We start from the raw sequence: 22781 nt of genomic DNA on the forward strand, positions 1-22781 counted from the left end.
ACGCGGCTCCGCGCCCGCCGTTAGAACTCCTCCAGCCGCACTCCCGCGGCCTGGAGCAAAGGCGGTTCCACGATGATCGGCGTGCGAAGCGCGCGAAAAGTGCGTACGGCCAGACCCGTCACCCTCCCCGCGGCCACCGCCCTGGTGGCGGCCCTCGCGCTGGTCGCCGGGTGCAGCGCCTCCGGTGCGGGCGCCGGGGACGAGGGGGCGGGCACACCCCGGATGACCATCGGCATGGTCACCCACTCCGGCGAGGGCGACACCTTCTGGGACATCGTCCAGAACGGCGCGGAGCGGGCCGCCGCCAAGGACCGGGTGAAGTTCCTCTACGCCAACGACGAAGAAGGCGCCAAACAGGCCGAGCTGGTGCAGTCCTACATCGACCAGAAGGTCGACGGGCTGATCGTCACCCTCGCCAAGCCGGAGGCCCTCAAGGCGGTGGTCCGCAAGGCCGTGGCGCACGGCATCCCGGTCATCACCATCAACTCCGGCGGCCAGTTCTCCAAGGCGTACGGGGCGCTGACCCATATCGGCCAGGACGAGTCGGTGGCGGGCAAGGCAGTCGGCGAGGAGCTCGGCCGGCGGGGCCGCAAGAAGGCCCTGTGCGTCATCCACGAGCAGGGCAACGTGTCGCTGGAGGACCGCTGCGCCGGCGTCCGCAAGGGCTTCTCCGGCACGGTCGAGAACCTCAACGTCGACGGCACCAACGCCCCCGCCTCGCAGTCGTCCATCGAGGCCAAGCTCCAGTCCGACAGTTCCATCGACTCCATCGTCACGCTCGGTGCGCCGATGGCGGCGATCTCCGTCAAGGCCAAGCAGGAGGCGGGCAGCCAGGCGCAGATCGCGACCTTCGATCTGAACGTCGCCGTGGTCAAGCTGCTCAAGGCCAAGGACGTCACCTTCGCCGTCGACCAGCAGCCCTACCTCCAGGGGTACGAGGCGGTGGACCTGCTCGCCCTGCACAAGGCCAATGCCAACGTCCTGGGCGGCGGCCGGCCGGTGCTCACGGGCCCGCAGCTGGTCAGCGGCAAGGACGTACCGAAGCTGGAGGAATACACGGGCCGGGGCACCCGATGAGCGCCGACCCCTCGAACCGGGACAGATCACCGGTAACGGATACTTGTGCGGTTGGACGAAATCCAGCCAGGCGGCTACCGGCCGGACGGCCGGCGGACGCAGCCAGGGAGCTACCACCCATGCGGCCAACACAGCAACACCAGCGGGAAGGGCGAGTCCTCGTGGCAACGGATCGAAGTAGAGGACGGATACGAAGAAGGGGACGCGCGGTGAGCGTCGCGCTGGCGGCGGTGCTCTGCGCCGGCCTGGCGGGGTGCAGCGCCACCGGCGGCAAGCGCGCCGAGGAGGCGCGCACCGCCCAGACCGCCGGTGGCAAGGCCGCGGTCAACACCCCGAAGTGGACCTTTGCGATGGTCACCCACTCCGGGGACGGCGACACCTTCTGGGACATCGTGCAGAACGGCGCCAAGCAGGCCGCCGTCAAGGACAACATCAACTTCCTCTACGGGCACGACGAGGAGGGCCAGCGGCAGTCCCAGCTGGTGCAGTCCTATATCGACCAGAAGGTCGACGGGTTGATCGTCTCGCTCGCCAAGCCCAGCGCCATGAAGGACGTCGTGGAAAAGGCCGAGAAGGCCGGGATCCCGGTGATCACGGTGAATTCCGGGGCCGCGCAGTCCAAGGCGTTCGGTGCGCTCACCCACATCGGGCAGGACGAGACGGTGGCCGGTGAGGCCGTGGGCGACGAGCTGAACAAGCGTGGCCGGAAGAAGGCCCTGTGCGTCCTGCACGAGCAGGGCAACGTCGGCCATGAGCAGCGCTGCGACGGCGCGAAGAAGACCTTCAAGGGCGACCTTCAGAAGCTCTACGTCGACGGCACGAACATGCCGGACGTCCAGTCGTCCATCGAGTCCAAGCTCCAGGCGGATCCGTCCATCGACGCCGTCGTCACCCTCGGCGCCCCCTTCGCCGCCACGGCCGTCAAAGCCAAGGAGCAGGCCGCCAGCAAGGCCGAGATCGACACCTTCGACCTCAACGCCCAGGTGGCGACCGGCCTCAAGAACGGCTCCCTGGGCTTCGCCGTCGACCAGCAGCCCTACCTCCAGGGCTATGAGGCGGTCGACCTGCTCTGGCTCTACAAGTACAACTCCGACGTGCTCGGCGGCGGCAAGCCGGTGCTCACCGGACCCCAGGTGATCACCAAGAAGGACGCCGCCGCGTTGCAGGACTTCACCCAGCGGGGGACCCGATGACCACCACCGTCAAGGCACCCGCGGCCGACGAACGGCTGCTGCACCGCTCCCTGGCGCGCCGCCTGATGGGCCGCCCCGAGCTGGGCTCCGTGGTCGGCGCGGTGGCCGTCTTCCTCTTCTTCGCGATCACCGCCGAACCGTTCCTGCGGGTCTCCAGCCTCTCCACCGTGCTCTACGCCTCGTCGACGATCGGCATCATGGCCGTCCCGGTCGCACTACTGATGATCGGCGGCGAATTCGATCTGTCGGCCGGCGTCATGGTCATCAGCTCGGCGCTGATCTCGTCCATGTTCAGCTATCAGATGACCGCCAACACTTGGGTCGGCGTCGGGGTGTCGTTGCTGGTCACGCTGGCTTTCGGCGCCCTCAACGGGGTCCTGCTGACCCGGACGAAACTGCCCAGCTTCATCATCACGCTCGGCACCTTCTTCATGCTGACCGGCCTCAACCTCGGCTTCACCAAGCTGATCGACGGCACCGTCTCCACGAAGTCCATCGCCGACATGGAGGGCTTCGACTCGGCCCGTACGGTCTTCGCCTCGCATCTGACCCTCGGCAGCGCCGACATCCAGATCACCATCGTGTGGTGGCTGGCGCTGGTCGCCGTCGCCACCTGGATCCTGCTGCGCACCCGCGTCGGCAACTGGATCTTCGCGGTGGGCGGCAACGCGGACGCGGCGCGGGCGGTGGGTGTGCCGGTCACCAAGACCAAGATCGGCCTGTACATGGGCGTCGCCTTCGCCGCCTGGATCTCCGGACAGCATCTGCTCTTCTCGTACGACGCGATCCAGTCCGGCGACGGCGTCGGCAACGAATTCCTCTACATCATCGCCGCGGCGGTCGGCGGCTGTCTGATGACCGGTGGCTTCGGCTCGGCGATCGGGGCCGCGGTCGGCGCCTTCATCTTCGGCATGACCAGCAAGGGCATCGTCTACGCACAGTGGAATCCGGACTGGTACAAGTTCTTCCTCGGCGCGATGTTGCTGCTCGCCACACTCCTGAACGCATGGGTCCGCAAGCGGGCGGAGGACAAGTCATGACAGCGCTGGTCGAGCTCGACGACGTCAGCAAGTTCTACGGCAACATCAAGGCCCTGGAGGGCGTGTCCCTGGACGTGCACGCCGGGGAGATCACCTGCGTCCTCGGCGACAACGGCGCCGGCAAGTCCACCCTCATCAAGATCATCGCGGGGCTGCACCAGCACGACGCCGGCACCTTCCGCATCGAGGGGGAGGAGACCCGGCTCGCCTCGCCCCGCGAGGCGCTGGACCGCGGCATCGCCACCGTCTACCAGGACCTGGCCGTCGTCCCGCTGATGCCCGTATGGCGCAACTTCTTCCTCGGCTCCGAGCCGAGGACCGGCGTGGGCCCCTTCAAGCGGCTCGATGCGCGCACCATGCGCGAGACCACCCGCAGTGAGCTGCTGCGGATGGGCATCGATCTGCGCGATGTCGACCAGCCGATCGGCACCCTCTCCGGCGGCGAGCGGCAGTGTGTGGCCATCGCCCGCGCCGTCTACTTCGGCGCCAAGGTCCTCGTCCTGGACGAGCCGACGGCGGCGCTCGGCGTCAAGCAGTCCGGGGTGGTCCTCAAGTACGTCGCGGCCGCGCGGGACGCCGGGCTCGGCGTGGTGTTGATCACCCACAATCCGCATCACGCCTATCTGGTCGGCGACCGTTTCGTCCTCCTCAAGCGCGGCACGATGGCCGGCCGGCACGCCAAATCGGACATCGCCCTGGAGGAGCTGACCCGCCAGATGGCGGGCGGCAGCGAGCTGGAAGCCCTCAGCCACGAGCTGGCGCGGGCGGCGACACCGGAATTCCCGGGAGGCCACCGACCGGAGTGATCGCCTGCTGCGCCCCGCGTCGCCCTGGTGCGGCGCGGGGCGCGGCACGTCTGGCCGCGGTGCGCCGAATGCCGCTGGTGATGCACAATCGCACCGAACCATCCGCATCACGCGCATCGTACGGTCCGGCCGTACGCGCCGCGCCCGCCGAGGCCCCGGCCTCCCGAGACCCCGCAGGGACGAGACGACTCTTGCGAGCACGCAGCCGCCGCGACCGAAGCGGCAGCCGTCACGGTGAACGTCACGGCGAAGAGGTGGGCCGATGAGCATGTACCGGGATCGGGTGCACCGGGGATCCGCCTCGGCCACCGTCCTGCGCACGGTCGGCGCCCGTGAACGGCGCTCGCATCTGACCGCGCCCCGGGTGCCCACCGTCGGCATCGACATCGGCGGCACCAAGGTGATGGCGGGTGTGGTCGACGCCGACGGCACCATCCTCGAAAAGGTCCGCACCGAGACGCCGGACAAGTCCAAGAGCCCCCAGGTCGTCGAGGACACCATCACCGAGCTGGTCCTCGACCTGTCCGACCGGCACGACGTCCACGCGGTGGGCATCGGCGCGGCCGGCTGGGTCGACGCCGACCGCAGCCGGGTGCTGTTCGCCCCGCATCTGAACTGGCGCAACGAACCGCTGCGCGACCGCCTCGCCGGCCGTCTCGCGGTCCCCGTCATGGTCGACAACGACGCCAACACCGCCGCCTGGGCGGAATGGCGCTTCGGTGCCGGACGCGGCGAGGACCACCTCGTGATGATCACCCTGGGCACCGGTATCGGCGGCGCCATCCTGGAGGACGGCCAGGTCAAACGCGGCAAGTACGGCGTGGCCGGCGAGTTCGGCCATATGCAGGTCGTGCCCGGCGGCCATCGCTGCCCGTGCGGCAACCGCGGCTGCTGGGAGCAGTACAGCTCCGGCAACGCCCTGGTCCGCGAGGCCCGGGAGCTGGCGGCGGCCGACTCCCCGGTCGCGTACAACATCATCGAGCGGGTCGGCGGCCGGATCGGCGACATCACCGGACCGCTGATCACCGAACTGGCCCGGGAGGGCGACGCGATGTGCGTCGAGCTCCTCCAGGACATCGGCCAGTGGCTCGGCGTCGGCATCGCCAACCTCGCCGCCGCCCTCGACCCGTCCTGCTTCGTCATCGGCGGAGGCGTCAGCGCCGCCGACGACCTGCTGATCGGCCCGGCCCGGGACGCCTTCCGGCGCACCCTCACCGGCCGCGGCTACCGCCCCGAGGCCACCATCGCCAAGGCCCAACTGGGCCCCGAGGCCGGTATGGTCGGTGCCGCCGACCTCGCCCGCCTCATCGCCCGCCGCTTCAGGCGCGCCAACCGCCGCCGTGTCGAGCGCTACGAACGCTATGAACGGTCCGGCCGCCGATGACCGACACCGATCCGGATCCCATGAACGACGCCTCCCACCCCGCCCCGCTCCCCGGCGGAAAGCCCCGCCGCCCGGTCCTGATGGGGCTGATCATCTTCCTGCTGATCGCGATCCCGGCCGGCTACATCGTCATCTCCGCCCAGCAGAGCCGCCGCGGCAGCGCGAGCTCCCGGGCGGAGGCCGCGGCCACCGGGCTGACCAACGCCTTCCCCACCAAGGTCCAGCAGCGCACCTACGACGTCCCGGTGCCGATCGGCTCCACGCCGGTCTACTACTACGAGACCAACTCCTGGAAGACCAGCTCGCTGTTTGTGCAGTTCCGCACCAACGACTGGGGCCTGGACCGCTATCTGAAGGCGGTGGGCACCAGCACCGCCGCCCTGAAGAAGGGCGTCAGGACCATTTCGCCCGAGCAAGCGGCCAAGGTGGGCTGGGACTTCAGAGTCGACTGGCCCTGGGCGGGCACCGTCAACCCGAAGAAGGCGCCCCAGCCCACCCAGCGGATCATGGTCAGCTACGACGAGCCCGGCCACCCCGTCGTCTATACCGTTTCGACCATCACGTTCTGATTCCGTCCCGCCCCTTCCTGACCCGGGTGTCAGGACCGCGTCAGAGAGTTCGGTAGCGTGGTCGGGTGAGCGAGAAGACCCTGCAGCACCGGATCGACGGTCCCGACGACGCCCCCGTACTCGTACTGGGTGCCTCGCTCGGCACCACGTGGCACATGTGGGACCGGCAGGTCCCCGAACTGACCCGCCACTGGCGGGTCATCCGTTTCGACCTGCCCGGCCACGGCGGCTCGCCCGCCCACGCCGCCTCCTCGGTCGCCGAACTCGCCGACCGCCTGGTCAACACCCTCGACCTCCTGGGCGTCGAGCGGTTCGGCTACGCGGGCTGCAACATCGGCGGCGCCATCGGCCTCCAGCTGGCGCTCACCCGCCCGCACCGGGTCACCTCCCTCGCCCTGGTGTCCTCCTCGTCGCGCTACGGCACCGCCGACGCCTGGCGCCAGCGCGGCGTGGTGATCCGTACCAACGGCCTGGACCCGATCGCCCGCACCGCCCCCGAGCACTGGTTCACCCCCGGCTTCGCGGGCGCCCAGCCGGCCATCGTCGAATGGGCCGTCCAGATGGTGCGCACCACCGACCCCGGCTGCTACATCGCCGCCTGCGAGGCGCTGGCCTCGTACGACGTGCGCTCCTCCCTCGGCCGGGTCGGCGTGCCCACTCTCGTCGTCGTCGGCTCCGAGGACCAGGTCACCCCGACCACCGACGCCCGCAGCCTGGTCGCCGGCATACCCGACGCCAGCCTCGCGCTGGTGCCCGGCACCTCCCACCTGGCCCCCGTCGAGCAGCCCTCGGCCGTCACCGAACTCCTCATCCGGCACTTCACCACCGCCTGGCACGACAAGCCCGGCCCCGCCGGCCAGCAGCCCGCCCTCGGCGCCGCCGCCCCCAAGGCGCAGATCGCGCCCCCGCCGCCCCCGACCGCACCGCCCGCCGCCATAGAGTCCGGCCTCACCAAGCAGGAACCGGCACACGACGGCACGTACGAGGCGGGCATCAAGATCCGCCGCGAGGTCCTGGGCGACGCCCATGTCGACCGCGCCGAGGCCGCCGCCGACGACTTCACCGGCGAGTTCCAGGACTTCATCACCCGCTACGCCTGGGGCGAGACCTGGTCCCGGCCCGGCCTGGACCGCCGCGCCCGCAGCATCATCACCCTCACCGCTCTGGTGGCCCGCAGCCATCACGACGAACTGGCGCTGCACACCCGCGCCGCGCTCCGCAACGGGCTGACCCCTGCCGAGATCAAGGAGGTGCTGATGCACACCGCCGTCTACTGCGGCGTCCCGGCGGCGAACTCCGCCTTCGCGGTGGCCCAGCGCGTCATAAAGGAAGAGACCACTCCGGAGAGGTGAGCCGGCTTTCCGGGCCGACGGCCGGCCCCGCGCGGCAAGATGGCCCCATGGAACTCACGAAGAAGACCCATGCCTGCGTCCGGCTCGAAAAGGACGGGCGCACGCTCGTCATCGATCCGGGCGTGTTCAGCGAACCGGACGCGGCCGTCGGCGCCGACGCGATCCTGGTGACCCATGAGCACATGGACCACTTCGACGAAGGGCGGCTGCGGGCGGGCATGGAGGCCAACCCGGGCGCCCAGATCTGGACGCTGGCCGCCGTCGCCGACCAGATCTCGGCCGCGTTCCCCGGACGGGTGCACACCGTGGGGGAGGGCGACGCCTTCACCGCCGCCGGGTTCGACATCGAGGTGCACGGCCAGCTGCACGCCGTCATCCACCCCGACATCCCCCGGATCACCAACGTCGGCTATCTGATCGACGGCGGTGCGGTCTTCCACCCCGGCGATGCGCTCACCGTCCCCGAGGACCGCACCGTCGACACCCTGCTGCTGCCCGTCCACGCCCCCTGGAACAAGGTCGCCGAGGTGATCGACTACCTGCGCGCGGTCACCCCCCGGCGGGCCGTCGACATCCACGACAGCCTGCTCCAGGACCACGCCCGCCCCATCTACGACGGCATGATCGACAAGCTCGGCGGCACCGACCACGGCCGCCTCGCCCCCGGCGCCGCCACCACACTGGGCTGACTGTCACACCCTCGCTGTAGGTTTACGTACATGCGCATCGCGACCTGGAACGTCAACTCGATCACCGCCCGCCTCCCGCGGCTCATGGCCTGGCTGGAGAGCACCGGCACGGACGTGCTGTGCATCCAGGAGACCAAATGCTCCGCCGAACAGTTCCCCCACGACGAGCTGCGCGAGCTCGGCTACGAGGCGGCCGTCAACTGCAACGGCCGGTGGAACGGCGTCGCGCTGCTGTCCAAGGTCGGCCTGGCGGACGTCGTCACCGGCCTGCCCGGCGGGCCCGACTACGACGGCGTCCAGGAGCCCCGCGCCATCGCGGCGACCTGCGGCCCGGCGCGCGTCTGGTCGGTCTACGTCCCCAACGGCCGCGAGGTCGACCACGCCCACTACGCTTACAAACTCCACTGGTTCGAGGCCCTGAAGACCGCGATCGCCGAGGACGCGGCGGGCTCCCGCCCGTTCGCCGTCCTCGGTGACTACAACGTCGCCCCGACCGACGACGACGTCTGGGACCCCGAGGTCTTCGTCGGCGCCACCCATGTCACCCCCGCCGAGCGCGCCGCCCTCGCCGCCCTGCGCGAGGCCGGCCTGAGCGACGTCGTCCCCCGCCCCCTCAAGTACGACCACCCCTACACCTACTGGGACTACCGCCAGCTCGCCTTCCCCAAGAACAAGGGCATGCGTATCGACCTGGTCTACGGCAACGAACCGTTCGCTAAGGCCGTCTCGGACGCCTATGTCGACCGCGAGGAGCGCAAGGGCAAGGGCGCCTCGGACCATGCGCCGGTGGTGGTCGACCTGGAGGTCTGAGCGGCAACTCCCGCGCGGTTCCTGGCGCGTTGCTCACCGTGTGTTGTTCCCCGCCCCCGGTGCGTGGCGGGCGGAGTACGGTGTCCCCGTGGACGAAGACGAAGATCGCCGGCTGCGAGCCATCGCCCCGGACATCTCCCAGATCTCCATCAGCCTGCTGCGCAGGGTCGTCGGCCTCTACCCGGAGGAGCGCATCCCGGAGGAGGCGCTGGCCTGCGCCGACGAGGTCCTGGAGAAGTACGGGACGGACGGTCTGCGGCTGCTGGTGATGAGCCTGGCGGGCTGGGCGGCCGTCGAGATCGAACGGGACGCCCAGGCCACCGGCCGCACCCACGAGGCGCTGCTCGACGACATCGACCTGACCCGGCTGGAAGCCCATCCCGACGGCTGACCCGCCGGGCCGGCGTCAGCGCCCCGTCGTCACCACCCCCGCCCTGTCACCGCCCCCGCCCCGGCACCAGCGCCCGCAGATCCACCGAGTCGCCCAGCGCCCGCAACCCCGCGTCGCCCGGGTGGAGATGATCGCCGCTGTCGTAGGCGGGCAGCATCCGCTGGGGCTGGTGCGGATCGCGCAGTACGGCATCGAAGTCCAGCAGCGCATCGAAGGTGCCGCCGTCCGCGCGCAGGAAGGCGTTGACGGACCGGCGTCGGTCCTCGACGGCGGCGGTGCAGCCCGGGGAGCCGCCGCAGGGGGTCAGGGTGGCCGCCACGACCCGCAGCCCCCGCTCATGCGCCCGCCGGGCCAACGCCCGCAGCCCCGCGATGACCTCGTCCGCCGCGGTGCCCGCGCGCACATCGTTGATGCCCTCGAAGACGATCACCGTACGGGCCCCGGTCTGCGCCAGGACATCCCGCTCCAGTCGGTGCTGCGCGCTCACCCCGCCCATGTCGGTGCCGACCCCGTCGCCCGGGTAGCGGTCGGTGACGATGCGGTTCGAGGAGATGCCGTGGTCGAGGACGCCGTAGCGGGGCAGGGTGCTCTGCGCCTGGAAGCGGCGGGCGAGGACATCGGGCCAGCGGCGGTTGGCGCCGCTCGTCGACTTCACCCCGTCGGTGATCGAGTCGCCCAGCGCCACCACCGAGCCCGGACCCCCGTCGACGTCCACACCGGTCAGGAACGGCCAGAAGGTGAGGGTCTCCGGGTAGGCCGCGCCCCCGGTGTCACCGGTCCGGTCGCCGCTGCCCGGTGCGCTGAGATACGACACCTGGGCCGCCTCCTGGTGCACCGGCGCCGCCGTCACCGTCCCCGGAAGGTGCAGGCTGACCAGCAGATTCGTGGCGGCCGGGACGCGGAAGCCGGCCGCCTCGCCCACCGCCTCCGCGCCCGCCGGTATCCGGGTGCCGCGGTGGCCGCCGTCGAAGGTCAGCGGTACGGGCGTGCCCCTGGCCGCGGCGCCCGCGTCCTGCACCGCCACGCTCGCCGCCGCGATGTCCACCGGCGCCGCGGCGAAGGTGTTCGCCAGCCGTATCCGCACCCGCGGCCCGCCCGCACCGGCGTGGACGACCAGCCGCAGCGTACGGTCCGTCCACGGCCCGACGGCCCGGTAGCCCGCCGTGCTCGCCGCCCAACTCCCCGTTCTGCCAAGGCCGTTGTCCCGTAACGCGGCCGCGAAGACATGGAGATCGGCCGCCGGTCCCGGATCCCGCGGCAGCACCACCGACGCCACCTCGCGCCCGGCCCGCAGGGGCACGGACACCGCGTACAGCCGCGCCGGTGTCCGCGCGCTCTGCCCGTCCGGGGCGTTGATATGCGGCAGCGCCACCGCCTTGGTGCTCAGCGGGCCGGTGCGCCAGTCGGGCGCGGCCAGGGTGTAGCGGGACCGGGAGCCGTCGCGGTAGCGGACCGTCCCGGTGCCGGTGGCCCCCGCGCCCCCGGGTCCCGTCGCGGCGACCAGGAACGTCAGCGCACCGCCCCGTCCGTGCAGCGCCACCGCCTGCCCGTCGGCCACCACATTGTCCGGGGCGCCGGGCGCGGTACGGGGCCAGGCGAGCCGCGCGCCGTCGAGGGTGAGCCGGGTCCCGGGCGCCCACCCGGCCGCCGTCAGGTCCTGTGCGGACAGCGAACGGCCCGCACCGTCGAAGTCGGCGCTGCCCGGCCGGGCGTCGTCGCTGACCGCCCGGTTGTCGAAGAGTCGCGCGAGGGGAAGCGGGCGGGACGGTGCCGGGGCCGCCGCGGCGAGGGCGGTGGCGGGCAGCGCGGTCGCGGACAGCGCCGTCGCGGTGAACAGCAGAGCCAGGGTGGTGCCCCTGGGGCGTCTGTGCATACGTGCCTCCCTGCGGTGGGCCGCGGGCAACGAACGGCGTCGCCTGGCGGCGCGGGGCGGGGGGCGCCATGAAGGTAGGGAGGCGTGCGGCGGGCGTCAAGGCTGCGTTCGGGCATTGTTGCGCCGCGCGCCTGTGGCCGGGGTGCGGGTGCGGGTGGGACCCTCGCACCATGAACCTGTCTTTCCTGGACAAGTGGCGTAAGCGCACATATCCGGACCCGTCGGTACCGCTCGCGGAGTCGGTGAGCGCCGACCCCGACAGCGTCGTCGAGCTGCTGTCCGAATGCGAGCTGCTGCGGGCGCAGGCCGCCGTCGAAGGGGTCGAACTGGACGACACCGTCAGCTCGTTGGAACAACTCGACCAGCTGCGACCGGTGTGGCGGGACGACCCGGAGGTGGCGCCCTGGCTCGGCAATGACGCGGGGCTGTATCTGGGCACGGTCGTGGTGCGCACGGTGTCCGGGGCCGTCTGGCATGTGTGGCCGGACGGGCAGCCGGTGGTGCGGCTGTCGTCCGGGCGGGAGATCGATGTGGTGACCTGCGGGCACGAGTGGGCCGATGTCGGCGCGCCCGAGCTGTCCCAGGTCTACGCCGAGGTCGCGGAGAACTGAGCCGCCCGGCGGCCGGCGGGCCGCGGGGTTCCTCCGTCGCCGTGGTTTGGCCGCGCCCATCCTTCCCTCCGTGCGTGTCCGGGGAGAATCGCCCCTTTCCTCCCGGTATTTTGCGGGCGCTGCGCTGTACGGGCGCACCCGGTACGGCCGCACCCGGGACGGATGAAAGTGGGCAGGTCTGCATATGGCCGCTGAGGCGCTGATCGAACTGCGCGGGGTCAACAAGCACTACGGCGCGCTGCACGTCCTCCAGGACATCGACCTCACCGTCGGCCGCGGGGAGGTGGTGGTGGTCATCGGCCCCTCCGGGTCCGGGAAGTCCACCCTGTGCCGGGCCATCAACCGCCTGGAGACCATCGAGTCGGGCAGCATCCACCTGGACGGCAGACCGCTGCCCGCGGAGGGCCGGGCGCTGGCCCAGCTGCGGGCCGACGTCGGCATGGTGTTCCAGTCCTTCAACCTCTTCGCCCACAAGACCGTCCTGGCCAACATCATGCTGGCGCCGATGAAGGTCCGTAAGAAGCGGCAAGAGGAGGCGGCGCAGCGGGCCCGCGAACTCCTCGACCGCGTCGGACTCGCCTCCCAGGCCGACAAATACCCCGCCCAGCTCTCCGGCGGCCAGCAGCAGCGGGTCGCCATCGCCCGCGCCCTCGCCATGGAGCCCAAGGCGCTGCTCTTCGACGAGCCGACCTCCGCCCTCGACCCGGAGATGATCAACGAGGTGCTGGAGGTGATGCGCCAGCTCGCCCGCGAGGGCATGACGATGGTCGTGGTCACCCATGAGATGGGCTTCGCCCGCTCCGCCGCCAACCGTGTGGTGTTCATGGCGGACGGCCGCATCGTCGAGGACCGCACCCCCGAGGACTTCTTCACCGCACCGCGCAGCGAACGCGCCAGGGACTTCCTCTCCAAGATCCTCAAGCACTGAACGGGGGCGCCGCGATGTCGTACTCTCCCCTCCCGCCTCCCCTCCCGTACCTGCGTCGCGCCCTGGTGGCACTCCTTCTCACCGCACTCGCCCTGGCCGCCGCCGGCTGCGGCCGGGAAGGCAGCCCGCCGGTCAAGGGCCCCAAGAGCAGCGAACTGCCCACCTACCCCGTCGCCCGGAACCTCACCCTGCCCGCCTCGCCCACCTGGGAACGCGCCAGACGCCGCGGGTATCTCATCGTCGGCGTCAAGGAGGACCAGCCCTACCTCGGCGAGAAGGACCCGGCCTCCGGGCGCTACACCGGCTTCGACATCGAGATCGCCAAGATGATGTCCGCCGCCCTCGGCTTTCCCCCCGCCACCCTGCACTTCACCACGATCTCCTCCGCCAACCGCGAGACCGCCCTGCAAAACGGCCAGATCGATTACTACGTCGGCACCTACACCATCAACGGCAAACGCAAGAAGCTGGTGGGCTTCGCCGGGCCGTACTACCTGGCCGGCCAGTCGCTGCTGGTCCGCCGCCACGAGAACGACATCCGCGGGCCCGCGGACCTGGCCGGCAAACGCGTCTGCTCGGCGGCAGGATCCACCCCCGCCCAGCGCATCCAGGCCCAGTACCCCAGGACCCAACTGGTCACCTACGACACCTACTCGGCCTGCGTCGACAATCTGCTGACGTATCAGGTGGACGCGGTGACGACGGACGATGCGATTCTGCTCGGCTACGCCGCCAAGGTGCCCGACGAGCTGAAGGTCGTCGGCAAGCCGTTCTCCCAGGAGCCGTACGGAGTCGGCGTACCGCGCGCCGACAACGCCCTGCGCTTCGCGCTCGATGCCGCGCTCGCCGCCGACGAGAAGAACGGCAGCTGGAAGAAGGCGTATGACGCGACCCTCGGCCTGTCCGGAGTGCCCGCGCCCCAGCCGCCCCCGATCGTCCGCTACCCGGCGGGCTAGGACCTAGGACCAGCCCATGAACGTTCTCCTCGACAACCTCGCCCTCTACGGACAGGGCCTGCTGGGCACCGTCGAACTCACCGTCTACGCCTCGCTGCTCGCCCTCGCGCTCGGCTTTCTGATGGCCGCTTTCCGCGTCGCGCCCGTCGGGTCGCTGCGGGGCTTCGGCACGGCCTGGGTGACGGTGCTGCGCAACACCCCGCTGACCCTGCTGTTCTTCGCCGTCGTCCTGGGCCTGCCGCGCTTCGGGGTCGTCCTGCCCTTCCAGCTGTTCGCCGTCCTCGCGCTGGGCTGCTACACCTCCGCCTTCATCTGCGAGGCGCTGCGCTCGGGCATCAACACCGTGCCGGTCGGGCAGGGCGAGGCGGCCCGCAGCCTGGGCATGACCTTTCCCCAGACCCTCGGTGAAATCGTCCTGCCCCAGGCATTCCGCTCGGTCATCCCGACCATCGGCTCCACCCTCATCGCGCTCGCCAAGAATTCCGCGATCGCCGGCGCCTTCAGCGTCACCGAACTCCTCGGCGTCTACAAACCCCTCAACGAGCTGGGCTACAGCATCGTGTGGACCTTCGTCTGGATCGCCGTCGGCTATCTGATCGTCACCCTGACCATCAGCGCGCTCTTCACCCTGCTGGAGAAGCGCTACGGAGTCGCCCGATGACCACCACCGCCCTCTACGACATCCCCGGCCCCCGCACCCGGGCCCGCCACCGCCTCTACGGCCTGATCGGTGCGGTGGCGATCTGCGCCCTGATCGCCTGGATCGTCTCCCTCCTGTTCGCCACCGGGCAGTTCACCGCCGCCAAATGGGCGCCCTTCACCTACAAGGGCATTCAGGAACTGCTGCTCAGGGGCCTGGGCAACACCCTGCGGGCCTTCGGCTTCGCCGCGGTGCTGTCGCTGGCGCTCGGCGGGGTGCTGGCGGTCGGCAGGCTCTCGGTGCACCGGCCGGTCCGCTGGGTGAGCACGCTGGTGGTGGAGTTCTTCCGGGCGATGCCCGTCCTCGTCATGATCTTCTTCATCTATGTGGCGCTGAAGGTCGCCCCGCTGCCCGCCCTCGTCGCCGGTCTGACCCTCTACAACGGTTCGGTGCTCGCCGAGGTCTTCCGCGGCGGCATCAACTCCGTTGAGCACGGGCAGGGGGAGGCCGCCTATGCGCTCGGCATGCTGAAAACGCAGGTCATGACGCATGTTCTGGTACCCCAGGCGGTCCGGGCGATGCTCCCCGCGGTCATCAGCCAGCTGGTCGTCGCCCTGAAGGACACCTCGCTCGGCTTCCTGATCACCTACGAGGAGTTCCTCCACGCCGGCAAGCTCATCGCCTCCAACCTCGACTACGACCTGCCGTTCATCCCCGTCGTCATGATCATCTCGCCGATCTACATCGGGATGTGCATGCTGCTGTCCTGGCTGGCCAACTGGGTCGCCAAGCGCCAGCGCCGCAACCCGAAGGTCGAAACGGCCGAGGTCGCCCCGCCCGAGCCGGGGACCCTGCTGCCCGGCATGCAGCAGGCGCCGCACGGGTGAGGGGCACCGCGGCGCAGACGGCGGGCCCGGCGGGGGCGGCGGCCCGGGAGCCGCCGGGCCGCCGCTCAGCGCAGGCGACGGGCGAGCCAGGGCGTGAGCGCGTGCGGGAAGACCAGCTCCTTGTACGTCTCATCGCCGGGCAGCGAGACCACCAGCCAGACGCGTGGCGGGAACACCCGGCGCCTGACCTGCACGAGCCCGCCGTACACGGACCGCAGAAAGGCCGGGACCGCGTCCCGGGGGACATCCGGGAAGTCCACCCCCTCGACGGTGATCTTCGCATCGTCCTCCGGGAAGAGCTGCACGGTGACGGCGGGCGACCCGCCCAGCTCCACGTACGCCTCGTGCGGCAGCGAGCCGTCCGCATCCAGGACGGTGAAGAGCCCCGCCGAGGTACGGCGCGAGGTCTGGTCCGCGCCGATGTCGTCGGTCACGGCCAGCTCCAGCCCGTACTCCTCCGCAATCCCGCGGATCGCGGTGACGGCGGCCTCGGTGGTCGGGAGGTGTGGCTGGCGCTGTGGCTGTGACCCGTGGTTTCGCATACCCCGATGATGCCGGAGCGCCCCCGCGCCCTGCGGCCGGGCGCCCTCAGTCCCGTACCGGCACCGACACATACGACGGATCGCCGGCCGGTGAGGAGAACGTCAGCCGGGCGCCGTACGGATTGTGCGCGATGTAGAGAGGGTCGACGCTGTCCACGACGACCGCGAGCCGGTGCCCGGCCGGGACGTCGTATGCCGTCGAGAAGAGGTCCAGATCCACCCCGAACGGCTTGCCCGGGGTCTTGCCGTAGAAGGTGAACGGTGCGTGGGTGACCAGTTTGCCCAGGCCCAGCGGGCCGACGTCGTAGAGATAGGCGATGGCGGTGCCGCTGTCGGCGGTGCTGGTCATGGTGGTGTGCAGACGGGTCGTCCCGCGCACCCGCTGGCCGGTCTCATAGCGCTCGGACTGCCAGACCGCGGCCAGCGAGCGCGGCAGGAGCGGCACGGAGGCCATCGGCGGCAGCCGGAAGAACTGGTCCAGCATGCTGGAGAGGAAGATCAGCCCGCCGTCGGCGCCGGAGTCGAGATTGGTGTGGATCTGCCGGCTGCCGTCCAGCGCGATCCTGCGGTGCGCGGACGGGACGTCCTTCCAGCTCTTGTAGCCCTCGTAGGCGCCGGTGGAACGGGACTTGAGCAGGACGGGCGACTCGCGGTTGATGCCGTTGTCGGTGCCCTTGAGGTAGTGGTCGAACCACCGCTTGGTGTCCGTCCAGGTGTCGTTGGGCAGCCCGAAGAGCCCGAGCCCCTCGGCCGTCGCATGGTCGCCGGGCCGGAACTCCAGCCGCTTCGGCCCCTTCAGCTTCTCGTAGAAGGCGGCGTACTGATTGGGCGGGAAGAGCGAATCGCCCCAGGCGTTCCCGAGCATGATCGCCGCACCGTTGGCGTTGATCTTGTCGAGATAGGTGGCGGGGGAGCGCTTCTTCCCCCACGCGATCATGTCCTTTTCCCTGGCGAGATTGGAGGTGAGGAAGTCCTTGAGGATCCTGCGGAGTTCGGGGCTGGGACGCCCGGTCAGCTCGCCCGCTCCGCCGAGCATCGCCGCGGCCTGGAGGTGCTGGGTACGGCCGCTGTAGATGGAACCGATCAGATCGGCCCAGCCGCTGAGCGCGGCAACCGCCTTGATCCGCTTGTCGAATGCCGACGCCAGCAGGCTGATTCCGGCCCCGTACGAGACCCCGCCCATGCCGACCTTGTGCGGATCGGCGGGCGTATGGGCCAGCGCCCAGTCGATGACTTTCGAGGCATCGGCGACATCCTGCGGACCGGCCGTCTCGATCTCGCCGCCCGACTGCCAGAAACCGCGCGAGTTGTAGCCGACGACCACATAGCCCGCGTCCGCCAGCTTCTTGGCCTGCGCCATGTATTCGATCTGCGGCATGGCCCAGCTGGTGGGCAGCACGATCAGCGGGTAACGCCGGGACCCCTCGGCGCCCGCCGGGGTGAAGACATTCGCCTTGAGGGTGATGCCGCCCTCGCCCTTGATGTCGACGAACTTCACCGAGGGTGCGCCGGATACGGCGGCCGGATTCGCCGGTGCCGCCTGGGCGGTGGCCGGCGCAACGGTGAGGACGGTGCCGGCGACCATGGCCGCGGAGACGGTGCCGATCGCGGCGCGCAGGGTCGTACGGGACGTCGTCGTACGGAAGGGCGTCATCTTCTCTGCTCCAGATCTCGATGCGAGCCGCGCGCACGCTGTCCGGGGACAGATGGGGCGTACGGGGCCCGAGTTGACTGGAGAGTAAGGTCCGCCCCTTACCTCTGGTAACCCATCGGTAGGTTACGGCTGGGTAACGTCGCGGTGTGGGCGCGTGGTTGCCGGGGTGGGTGAGTTGTCGCTCCCGTTTGACGTCAAGCCTGCATGACGAAATCCTGACCCCATGCTGACTCCCGAGAGCCTCGAAGGGCATTTCACCCTCGTGACCGCCGCCGCCCGCTATGACGCGCTCCGGCTACGCGATGCGCTCGCCGGGAAACCGGACGCCCAACCACTGTCCAGGGACGAGGCGTTGGAAATGCTGGCGCTCGGTGAGGTGATCGCGCGCAAGGCGGCCTACGGGAGGCAGCCGTCGGTGGGCTCCGCACGGGCCCTGGGTGCCTCGTGGTCGCAGATCGGCGCCGCCCAGGGGATCAGCAAACAGGCCGCCTGGGAGGCACACGGCCGCTGGCTGGAGGGGGGCGCCGACGGCTCCGGGGGCGGCGAGGGGCGCGAACGGGGCGCGTGAGGCGAGCCGTCCGCGTCGGCTCCCTCCGGCTCACGTCCTCGTCGGCCCCCTCCGGCGTACGGGCTTCCCTCCTCGCTCACTCACCGGCCCAAGGCCCCGGACGTCCCGACGCAGGCACTTCCTCGCCCGGCGGCACCCGATCCGGCGGGGTCCCGTCGCCGAACGGGCGCCCGCCCAGCTGCTCCCGGTGATGCGGCGTCAGCCAGCCGCCGAGGTCCGGGCCGAGCGGGACGATCCCGGTCGGGTTGATGCCGGAGTGCACCCGGTAGTAGTGCTGTTTGATGTGCTGGAAGTCGACGGTGTCGCCGAAGCCGGGCGTCTGGTAGAGGTCCCTGGCGTACGACCACAGGACCGGGGCCTCGGCCAGCTTGTTGCGATTGCACTTGAAGTGACCGTGGTAGACGGCGTCGAAGCGGACCAGCGTCGTGAACAGCCGGATATCGGCCTCGGTGATGCTGTCGCCCACCAGGTAGCGACGGTCGGCCAGTCGCTCGGACAGCAGGTCCAGGCGCCGGAACACATCGCGGCAGGCCGCGTCGTACTCGTCCTGTCCGGCCGCGAAACCGGCCCGGTACACCCCGTTGTTGACGTCGCGGTAGACCCCCGCCATGACCTCGTCGATCTCCGCACGCAACGGCTCGGGGTAGAGATCGGGCGCACCGGGGCGGTGCAGCGCGGTCCATTCGGTCGCCAGGTCCAGGGTGATCTGCTGGTAGTCATTGGTGACCAGTTGCCCGCTGGCGACGTCCACGACGGCCGGCACGCTGACCCCGCCGGGGTAGTCCTTCTCGCGGGCGTTGTACGCCTCGCTGAGATACCGGATGCCCAGAACGGGGTCGCGGCCGCCCGGGTCCAGGGTGAAGCGCCAGCTGCGGTGGTCCTGGATCGGGTCCGCGATGGCGAGGGAGAGGGCGTCCTCCAGCCCGAGCAGCCGCCGCGAGACAACGGCCCGGCTCGCCCAAGGGCAGGCGCGACTGACGACGAGCCGATAGCGCCCGGACTCCACGGGCCATCCGTACCGGCCATCGGCGGTAATCCGGTCGGCGAAGTGACTCTTGGAGCGCTTGAACGGCTTTCTGCCCAAGAGGGCGTTGGCGTCGTCCGGGGCTGGGGTGGGCTGCGGCTGGGGCATGGCGGCTCCGGGTCGGTGGCCGGTGGTCGGGTCGGTGGCGCGGTGGACACTCTCACCGTCCTCGACAATAAGAACACCGACGAGAACCGATGGGTTGCAGTGCGTGACCGCCGGGTGTCGCGCCGCGGACGCGGCAGGTGCAGTGCAGTGGAGCGGAGAACTGCCCGTCGGCCTCGAAGCATTCGACGCCGTATCGGGCCGGGAAGACGAGTACGCGGCCCTCGCCGGCACCAAAGCCCGCCTTACGGCGCCACTACCCGCCTACGGCATCAGCCCAGCCGCGTCAGATCGGTGCGCAGCCGGTGCCAGATCGGATGCCGTAGCCGTCCCGCCGACGTCCAGCCGGTGAAGGTGATCTCGGCGATGAGCCGGGGTTCGACCCAGTGGGCGCCGGTGACGTCCACGGGGTTGAGGAAAGGGGAGTGGCCCAGGGGGATCACCCCCAGATAGTGCGCGAGATCCCGTCGTTCGCGGTCGGACAGGCCCGAGCCCACGGAGCCGACATACCGCAGCCCGCTCGCCTCCTCGATTCCCGCCAGAATGGCGCCGGGGAGCCCGGCGAGCCCGCCGTGTCCCTCCGTCCAGCCGCCGATGAGCACATCGAGCGTCACCAGATGCTTGGTCTTGCGCCACTCGGGTGACCGTACGCCCGGCGTGTACGGCGAGTGCAGCTTCTTGGCCACCACCCCCTCGATACCGCCCCGCAGCGACGCCTCCCACGCCTGCTGCCCCCGGCCCTCCACATAGGTGGGTACCGACCAGTTGGGGCCGCGCAGCTGCAACTGGGCCAGGATCCCGCGGCGCTCGTAATACGGTGCGCCGAGCAGCGACTGCCCCAGATGCATCACGTCGAACAGGACGAGATGCACCGGAATCTCCATGGCCAGCCGGGCCGTGCGGCGCGGATTGACCACCCCCATCCGACGCTGGAGCAGCCCGAAGTCGGGCCGCCCCCGCGCGTCCAGCACCACGACCTCGCCGTCCAGCACCGCGGGCCGTCCGCGCAGCTGCTCACCGAGTCCGGCCAGTTCGGGATAGGTCGTGGTCGCGTCGTTGCCGGCCCGGGTGACCAGCCGGAGCGTCCCGTCCCCCGGCGTGCTGACGATGCAGCGCGCCCCGTCCCATTTGGCCTCGAACGCCCAGGCCGCCTGCTCGTACTCGGCGGGCAGCGGGCCGACGGTGGCCAGCATCGGCCGGATCTCGGGGTACGGGAGGAACCCGGAGTCGGCGGGCTGGGCCATATGCGGGGCCATATGTCGATGATCGGGGGATACGGGGCCGGTGGCCAGGCGGGGCCGTGGGGGGCCTGGGAGGCCGGTGGACACCGGGCCGGCGTTCGGTGTCCCCGGAGGCGGCTCCATGCCGCCCCCAGAAGGGGCGGCATGAACAGAGCGCATCCGACACTCAGCATTCAACGCGGGTTGCCCCGGCCCGGCATGTCCACACGGGGAGACGGGTGACGCCCCCGGCCCCTCCGCCCTCCTTGCCATGGCCGTGATCCTTACCATGGCCATGATCATTCAGTGGCGGACACGGACAGGGGTGAGGGCGCATGAGCCGGGCGGTCTTGGTGACGGGCGGTTCGCGGGGGATCGGGCGGGCGGTCGCGGAGCGGTTCGCCGCGGGCGGGGACCGGGTGGCGCTGCACTACGGGTCGCGGCGCGAGGCGGCCGAGGCGGCGTTCGCGGGGCTGGCGGGGAGCGGGCATGTCCTGGTGCAGGGGGATGTCGCGACGCCGGACGGTGCGGCCGCGGTCGTCGAGGCGGCGGTGGACGGGCTCGGCGGCGTCGATGTGCTGGTCAACAATGCCGCGGCGAATACGGCCCACCCGCTGGACCGCACGTCGTTCGAGGAGTGGCAGCACGCCTGGCGGCAGATCGTGGACGTCAATGTGCTGGGCGCGGCGCACCTCAGCTACTGCGCGGCGCGGAACATGATCGAGCGGGAGGTGGCGGGCCGGATCGTCAACGTCGGCTCGCGGGGGGCCTTCCGGGGCGAGCCGGACCATCCGGCGTACGGGGCGTCCAAGGCGGCGCTGCATGCCATGGGCCAGTCGCTGGCGGTGCACCTGGCGCCGTACGGGATCGCCGTCGCCTCGGTGGCGCCCGGCTTCGTGGGCACCGAGCGGGTCGCGGAGCGGATCACCGACGAGGTCCGGCGGCAGAGTCCGTTCGGCCGGGTGGCCACCCCGCAGGACGTGGCGGCCGCCGTGCACTATCTCGCCTCGCCCGATGCGGTCTGGTCCTCCGGCGCGGTGCTGGACGTCAACGGGGCCTCGCATCTGAGGTGACCGGGCTCGGCACCGTGGCGGCGGGCGCGGGCCCCGGGAAAGCCCGGGGTCCCGGGGGCGGCCCGGAGCCCGGAGCCTCGGGGCCCGGAAAAGGAGAGGCCCCGGCCGAACGGGGGATTTCGGCCGGGGCGGGCCCCAGGCCGAACGGGGGGTTCCGGCCGGGGCGGTAAGTGGGGGAGGCATTCGGAATTTGGTTTCCGCGGTGCTCCCGATTGAACGATAAACCATCGAGGGGCGATGCGGTCCTCCGGCCCCGGGTGACAGTCGTCACCCGGGGTGCGTCAGGGACTCACCGCCAGCACGATGTACGCCGCCAGCAGGGCGAGATGCATCCCGCCCTGGAGCGGCGTCGCGCGGCCGGGGATCACCGTCAGCGTGCCCACCATGACGGTCAGTGCGAGCAGCACCATATGGGTGGCCCCCAGGCCCAGATACAGGGGGCCGGGCAGCCAGGCCGAGGCGGCCGCGACCGCGGGGATGGTCAGGCCGATGCTCGCCATCGCCGAGCCCAGGCCGAGGTTGAGGCTGGTCTGGACGCGGTCGCGCTTCGCGGCCCGTACGGCGGCGATGGTCTCCGGCAGCAGCACCAGCAGGGCGATCACGATGCCGACGACGGAGGACGGCAGACCGGCCGCGGCCACGCCGGACTCGATGGTGGGCGACACCCCCTTGGCCAGCCCGACCACCGCGATCAGCGCCAGCGCCAGCAGTCCGACCGCGGCCAGCGTCCTCCTGCCGGACGGCGGCTCGGCGTGCTCCTCGGTGTCCATCACCTCGTCGGCCGTGACCACGGGGAGGAAGTAGTCCCGGTGCCGCACCGTCTGCGTGGTGACGAACAGCCCGTAGAGGGCGAGGGCGGCGAGCGCCGCGAAGATCAGCTGTGTGGTGGAGAACCGCGGCCCCGGCGTGGTCGTGGTGAAGGTCGGCAGCACCAGGCTGAGGCCCGACAGGGTCGCGACGGCCGCCAGTTCGGCGCCGGTGCCCTCGGCGTTGAAGACGGCCACCTTGTGCCTGAGGGCGCCGACCAGCAACGACAGTCCGACGATGCCGTTGCAGGTGATCATCACGGCGGCGAAGACGGTGTCCCGGGCGAGCGCCGCGCTCTTCTCGCCGCCGTCGGCCATCAGCGTGACGATCAGCGCCACCTCGATGATCGTCACCGCGACCGCCAGGACCAGGGACCCGAACGGCTCGCCCACCCGGTGCGCGATCACCTCGGCGTGGTGCACCGCGGCCAGCACCGCCCCCGCCAGAAAGCACGAGACCAGCACGACCAGAGGTATCGGGAGCGACCGCCCCCAGCTCAGCGCCAGCAGCACCACCGCCAGGACCGGCACCGCCCCGGTCCAGTGCAGCAGCAGGGCACGCAGACGGGCGCTCATGCCCACG

The 22781-nt window shown here is 70.9% G+C and carries 23 protein-coding genes; 17 read left to right on the top strand and 6 right to left on the bottom strand.

Annotation, left to right across the window (positions count from 1 at the left end; all coding sequences use genetic code 11):
- Window positions 1–72 precede the first annotated feature (72 nt).
- From B1H19_RS32070 to B1H19_RS32115, 10 genes are all read left to right on the top strand, one after another.
- Entirely contained in the window at window positions 73–1077 is a 1005-nt protein-coding gene (locus tag B1H19_RS32070) for a sugar ABC transporter substrate-binding protein (RefSeq protein ID WP_083108328.1), read from the top strand.
- A gap of 209 nt (window positions 1078–1286) precedes the next feature.
- Window positions 1287–2270 carry a sugar ABC transporter substrate-binding protein gene (locus tag B1H19_RS32075; RefSeq protein ID WP_083108331.1) on the top strand — a complete coding sequence of 328 codons (984 nt, stop codon included), beginning with the start codon at window positions 1287–1289 and terminating at the stop codon, window positions 2268–2270.
- The gene (locus B1H19_RS32080) at window positions 2267–3310 is read left to right on the top strand and encodes an ABC transporter permease (protein WP_083108334.1); all 1044 of its coding nucleotides are present in this window, start codon (window positions 2267–2269) and stop codon (window positions 3308–3310) included. The genes B1H19_RS32075 and B1H19_RS32080 overlap by 4 nt, the downstream gene beginning before the upstream one ends.
- Complete coding sequence (locus tag B1H19_RS32085) at window positions 3307–4116, top strand: ATP-binding cassette domain-containing protein (protein WP_030069952.1); 810 nt, start codon at window positions 3307–3309, stop codon at window positions 4114–4116. The genes B1H19_RS32080 and B1H19_RS32085 overlap by 4 nt, the downstream gene beginning before the upstream one ends.
- Before the next feature lie 262 nt (window positions 4117–4378).
- Window positions 4379–5500, top strand: a complete 1122-nt coding sequence (locus B1H19_RS32090) for an ROK family glucokinase (RefSeq protein ID WP_044367140.1) — start codon at window positions 4379–4381, stop codon at window positions 5498–5500.
- Window positions 5497–6069: a hypothetical protein gene (locus B1H19_RS32095; protein ID WP_083108337.1), complete on the top strand. Its 573-nt coding sequence runs from the start codon at window positions 5497–5499 to the stop codon at window positions 6067–6069. The genes B1H19_RS32090 and B1H19_RS32095 overlap by 4 nt, the downstream gene beginning before the upstream one ends.
- A 65-nt stretch (window positions 6070–6134) precedes the next feature.
- Window positions 6135–7421 carry a bifunctional 3-oxoadipate enol-lactonase/4-carboxymuconolactone decarboxylase PcaDC gene (gene pcaDC / locus B1H19_RS32100; protein ID WP_083108339.1) on the top strand — a complete coding sequence of 429 codons (1287 nt, stop codon included), beginning with the start codon at window positions 6135–6137 and terminating at the stop codon, window positions 7419–7421.
- A gap of 47 nt (window positions 7422–7468) precedes the next feature.
- Window positions 7469–8110, top strand: coding sequence for an MBL fold metallo-hydrolase (locus B1H19_RS32105; protein ID WP_083108342.1), 642 nt, complete (start codon window positions 7469–7471; stop codon window positions 8108–8110).
- 30 nt (window positions 8111–8140) lie between these two features.
- A complete protein-coding gene (locus tag B1H19_RS32110) occupies window positions 8141–8920 on the top strand; it encodes an exodeoxyribonuclease III (protein ID WP_083108344.1) in 780 nt (259 codons plus the stop codon).
- Between the two features lie 88 nt (window positions 8921–9008).
- Entirely contained in the window at window positions 9009–9311 is a 303-nt protein-coding gene (locus B1H19_RS32115; RefSeq protein ID WP_083108347.1) for a hypothetical protein, read from the top strand.
- Window positions 9312–9357: 46 nt separating this feature from the next.
- Here the strand turns inward: B1H19_RS32115 and B1H19_RS32120 are convergent, their stop codons facing one another.
- The gene (locus tag B1H19_RS32120; protein ID WP_083108350.1) at window positions 9358–11184 is read right to left on the bottom strand and encodes an SGNH/GDSL hydrolase family protein; all 1827 of its coding nucleotides are present in this window, start codon (window positions 11182–11184) and stop codon (window positions 9358–9360) included.
- A gap of 170 nt (window positions 11185–11354) precedes the next feature.
- Here B1H19_RS32120 and B1H19_RS32125 point away from each other — a divergent pair, with 170 nt between their 5' ends.
- The 5 genes from B1H19_RS32125 (at window position 11355) to B1H19_RS32145 (ending at window position 15206) form a co-directional block, all read left to right on the top strand.
- Complete coding sequence (locus B1H19_RS32125; protein ID WP_083108352.1) at window positions 11355–11795, top strand: DUF6278 family protein; 441 nt, start codon at window positions 11355–11357, stop codon at window positions 11793–11795.
- Between the two features lie 184 nt (window positions 11796–11979).
- The gene (locus B1H19_RS32130) at window positions 11980–12723 is read left to right on the top strand and encodes an amino acid ABC transporter ATP-binding protein (protein ID WP_083108355.1); all 744 of its coding nucleotides are present in this window, start codon (window positions 11980–11982) and stop codon (window positions 12721–12723) included.
- A gap of 14 nt (window positions 12724–12737) precedes the next feature.
- On the top strand, window positions 12738–13679 hold the full coding sequence (locus B1H19_RS32135; protein WP_083108357.1) for a glutamate ABC transporter substrate-binding protein: 942 nt from the start codon (window positions 12738–12740) through the stop codon (window positions 13677–13679).
- Between the two features lie 16 nt (window positions 13680–13695).
- Window positions 13696–14340: an amino acid ABC transporter permease gene (locus B1H19_RS32140; RefSeq protein WP_083108359.1), complete on the top strand. Its 645-nt coding sequence runs from the start codon at window positions 13696–13698 to the stop codon at window positions 14338–14340.
- Window positions 14337–15206: an amino acid ABC transporter permease gene (locus B1H19_RS32145; RefSeq protein ID WP_083108362.1), complete on the top strand. Its 870-nt coding sequence runs from the start codon at window positions 14337–14339 to the stop codon at window positions 15204–15206. The genes B1H19_RS32140 and B1H19_RS32145 overlap by 4 nt, the downstream gene beginning before the upstream one ends.
- A 65-nt stretch (window positions 15207–15271) precedes the next feature.
- On the opposite strand, the gene B1H19_RS32150 is transcribed toward B1H19_RS32145, so the two are convergent.
- Window positions 15272–15748 (bottom strand): hypothetical protein, encoded by a 477-nt coding sequence (locus B1H19_RS32150; protein ID WP_083108365.1) that lies wholly within the window; start codon window positions 15746–15748, stop codon window positions 15272–15274.
- 46 nt (window positions 15749–15794) lie between these two features.
- Window positions 15795–17402, bottom strand: a complete 1608-nt coding sequence (locus B1H19_RS32155) for a CocE/NonD family hydrolase (RefSeq protein WP_083108367.1) — start codon at window positions 17400–17402, stop codon at window positions 15795–15797.
- A gap of 223 nt (window positions 17403–17625) precedes the next feature.
- On the opposite strand from B1H19_RS32155, the gene B1H19_RS32160 reads away from it, so the two are divergent.
- Window positions 17626–17970, top strand: coding sequence for a hypothetical protein (locus tag B1H19_RS32160; RefSeq protein WP_083108369.1), 345 nt, complete (start codon window positions 17626–17628; stop codon window positions 17968–17970).
- 76 nt (window positions 17971–18046) lie between these two features.
- Here B1H19_RS32160 and B1H19_RS32165 read toward each other — a convergent pair whose 3' ends face one another.
- Both B1H19_RS32165 and ligD read right to left on the bottom strand, forming a co-directional pair.
- Entirely contained in the window at window positions 18047–19102 is a 1056-nt protein-coding gene (locus tag B1H19_RS32165) for a glutathione S-transferase family protein (RefSeq protein WP_083108372.1), read from the bottom strand.
- Window positions 19103–19371: 269 nt separating this feature from the next.
- Complete coding sequence (ligD, locus tag B1H19_RS32170; RefSeq protein WP_083108375.1) at window positions 19372–20355, bottom strand: non-homologous end-joining DNA ligase; 984 nt, start codon at window positions 20353–20355, stop codon at window positions 19372–19374.
- 299 nt (window positions 20356–20654) lie between these two features.
- Between ligD and B1H19_RS32175 the strand changes: the two genes are divergently transcribed.
- Window positions 20655–21392 (top strand): SDR family NAD(P)-dependent oxidoreductase, encoded by a 738-nt coding sequence (locus tag B1H19_RS32175; RefSeq protein ID WP_083108377.1) that lies wholly within the window; start codon window positions 20655–20657, stop codon window positions 21390–21392.
- 281 nt (window positions 21393–21673) lie between these two features.
- On the opposite strand, the gene B1H19_RS32185 is transcribed toward B1H19_RS32175, so the two are convergent.
- Complete coding sequence (locus tag B1H19_RS32185; protein WP_083108381.1) at window positions 21674–22774, bottom strand: calcium:cation antiporter; 1101 nt, start codon at window positions 22772–22774, stop codon at window positions 21674–21676.
- Window positions 22775–22781: the final 7 nt, after the last annotated feature.

Origin of the sequence: Streptomyces gilvosporeus, from assembly GCF_002082195.1 — a bacterium.
GTDB lineage: Bacteria > Actinomycetota > Actinomycetes > Streptomycetales > Streptomycetaceae > Streptomyces > Streptomyces gilvosporeus.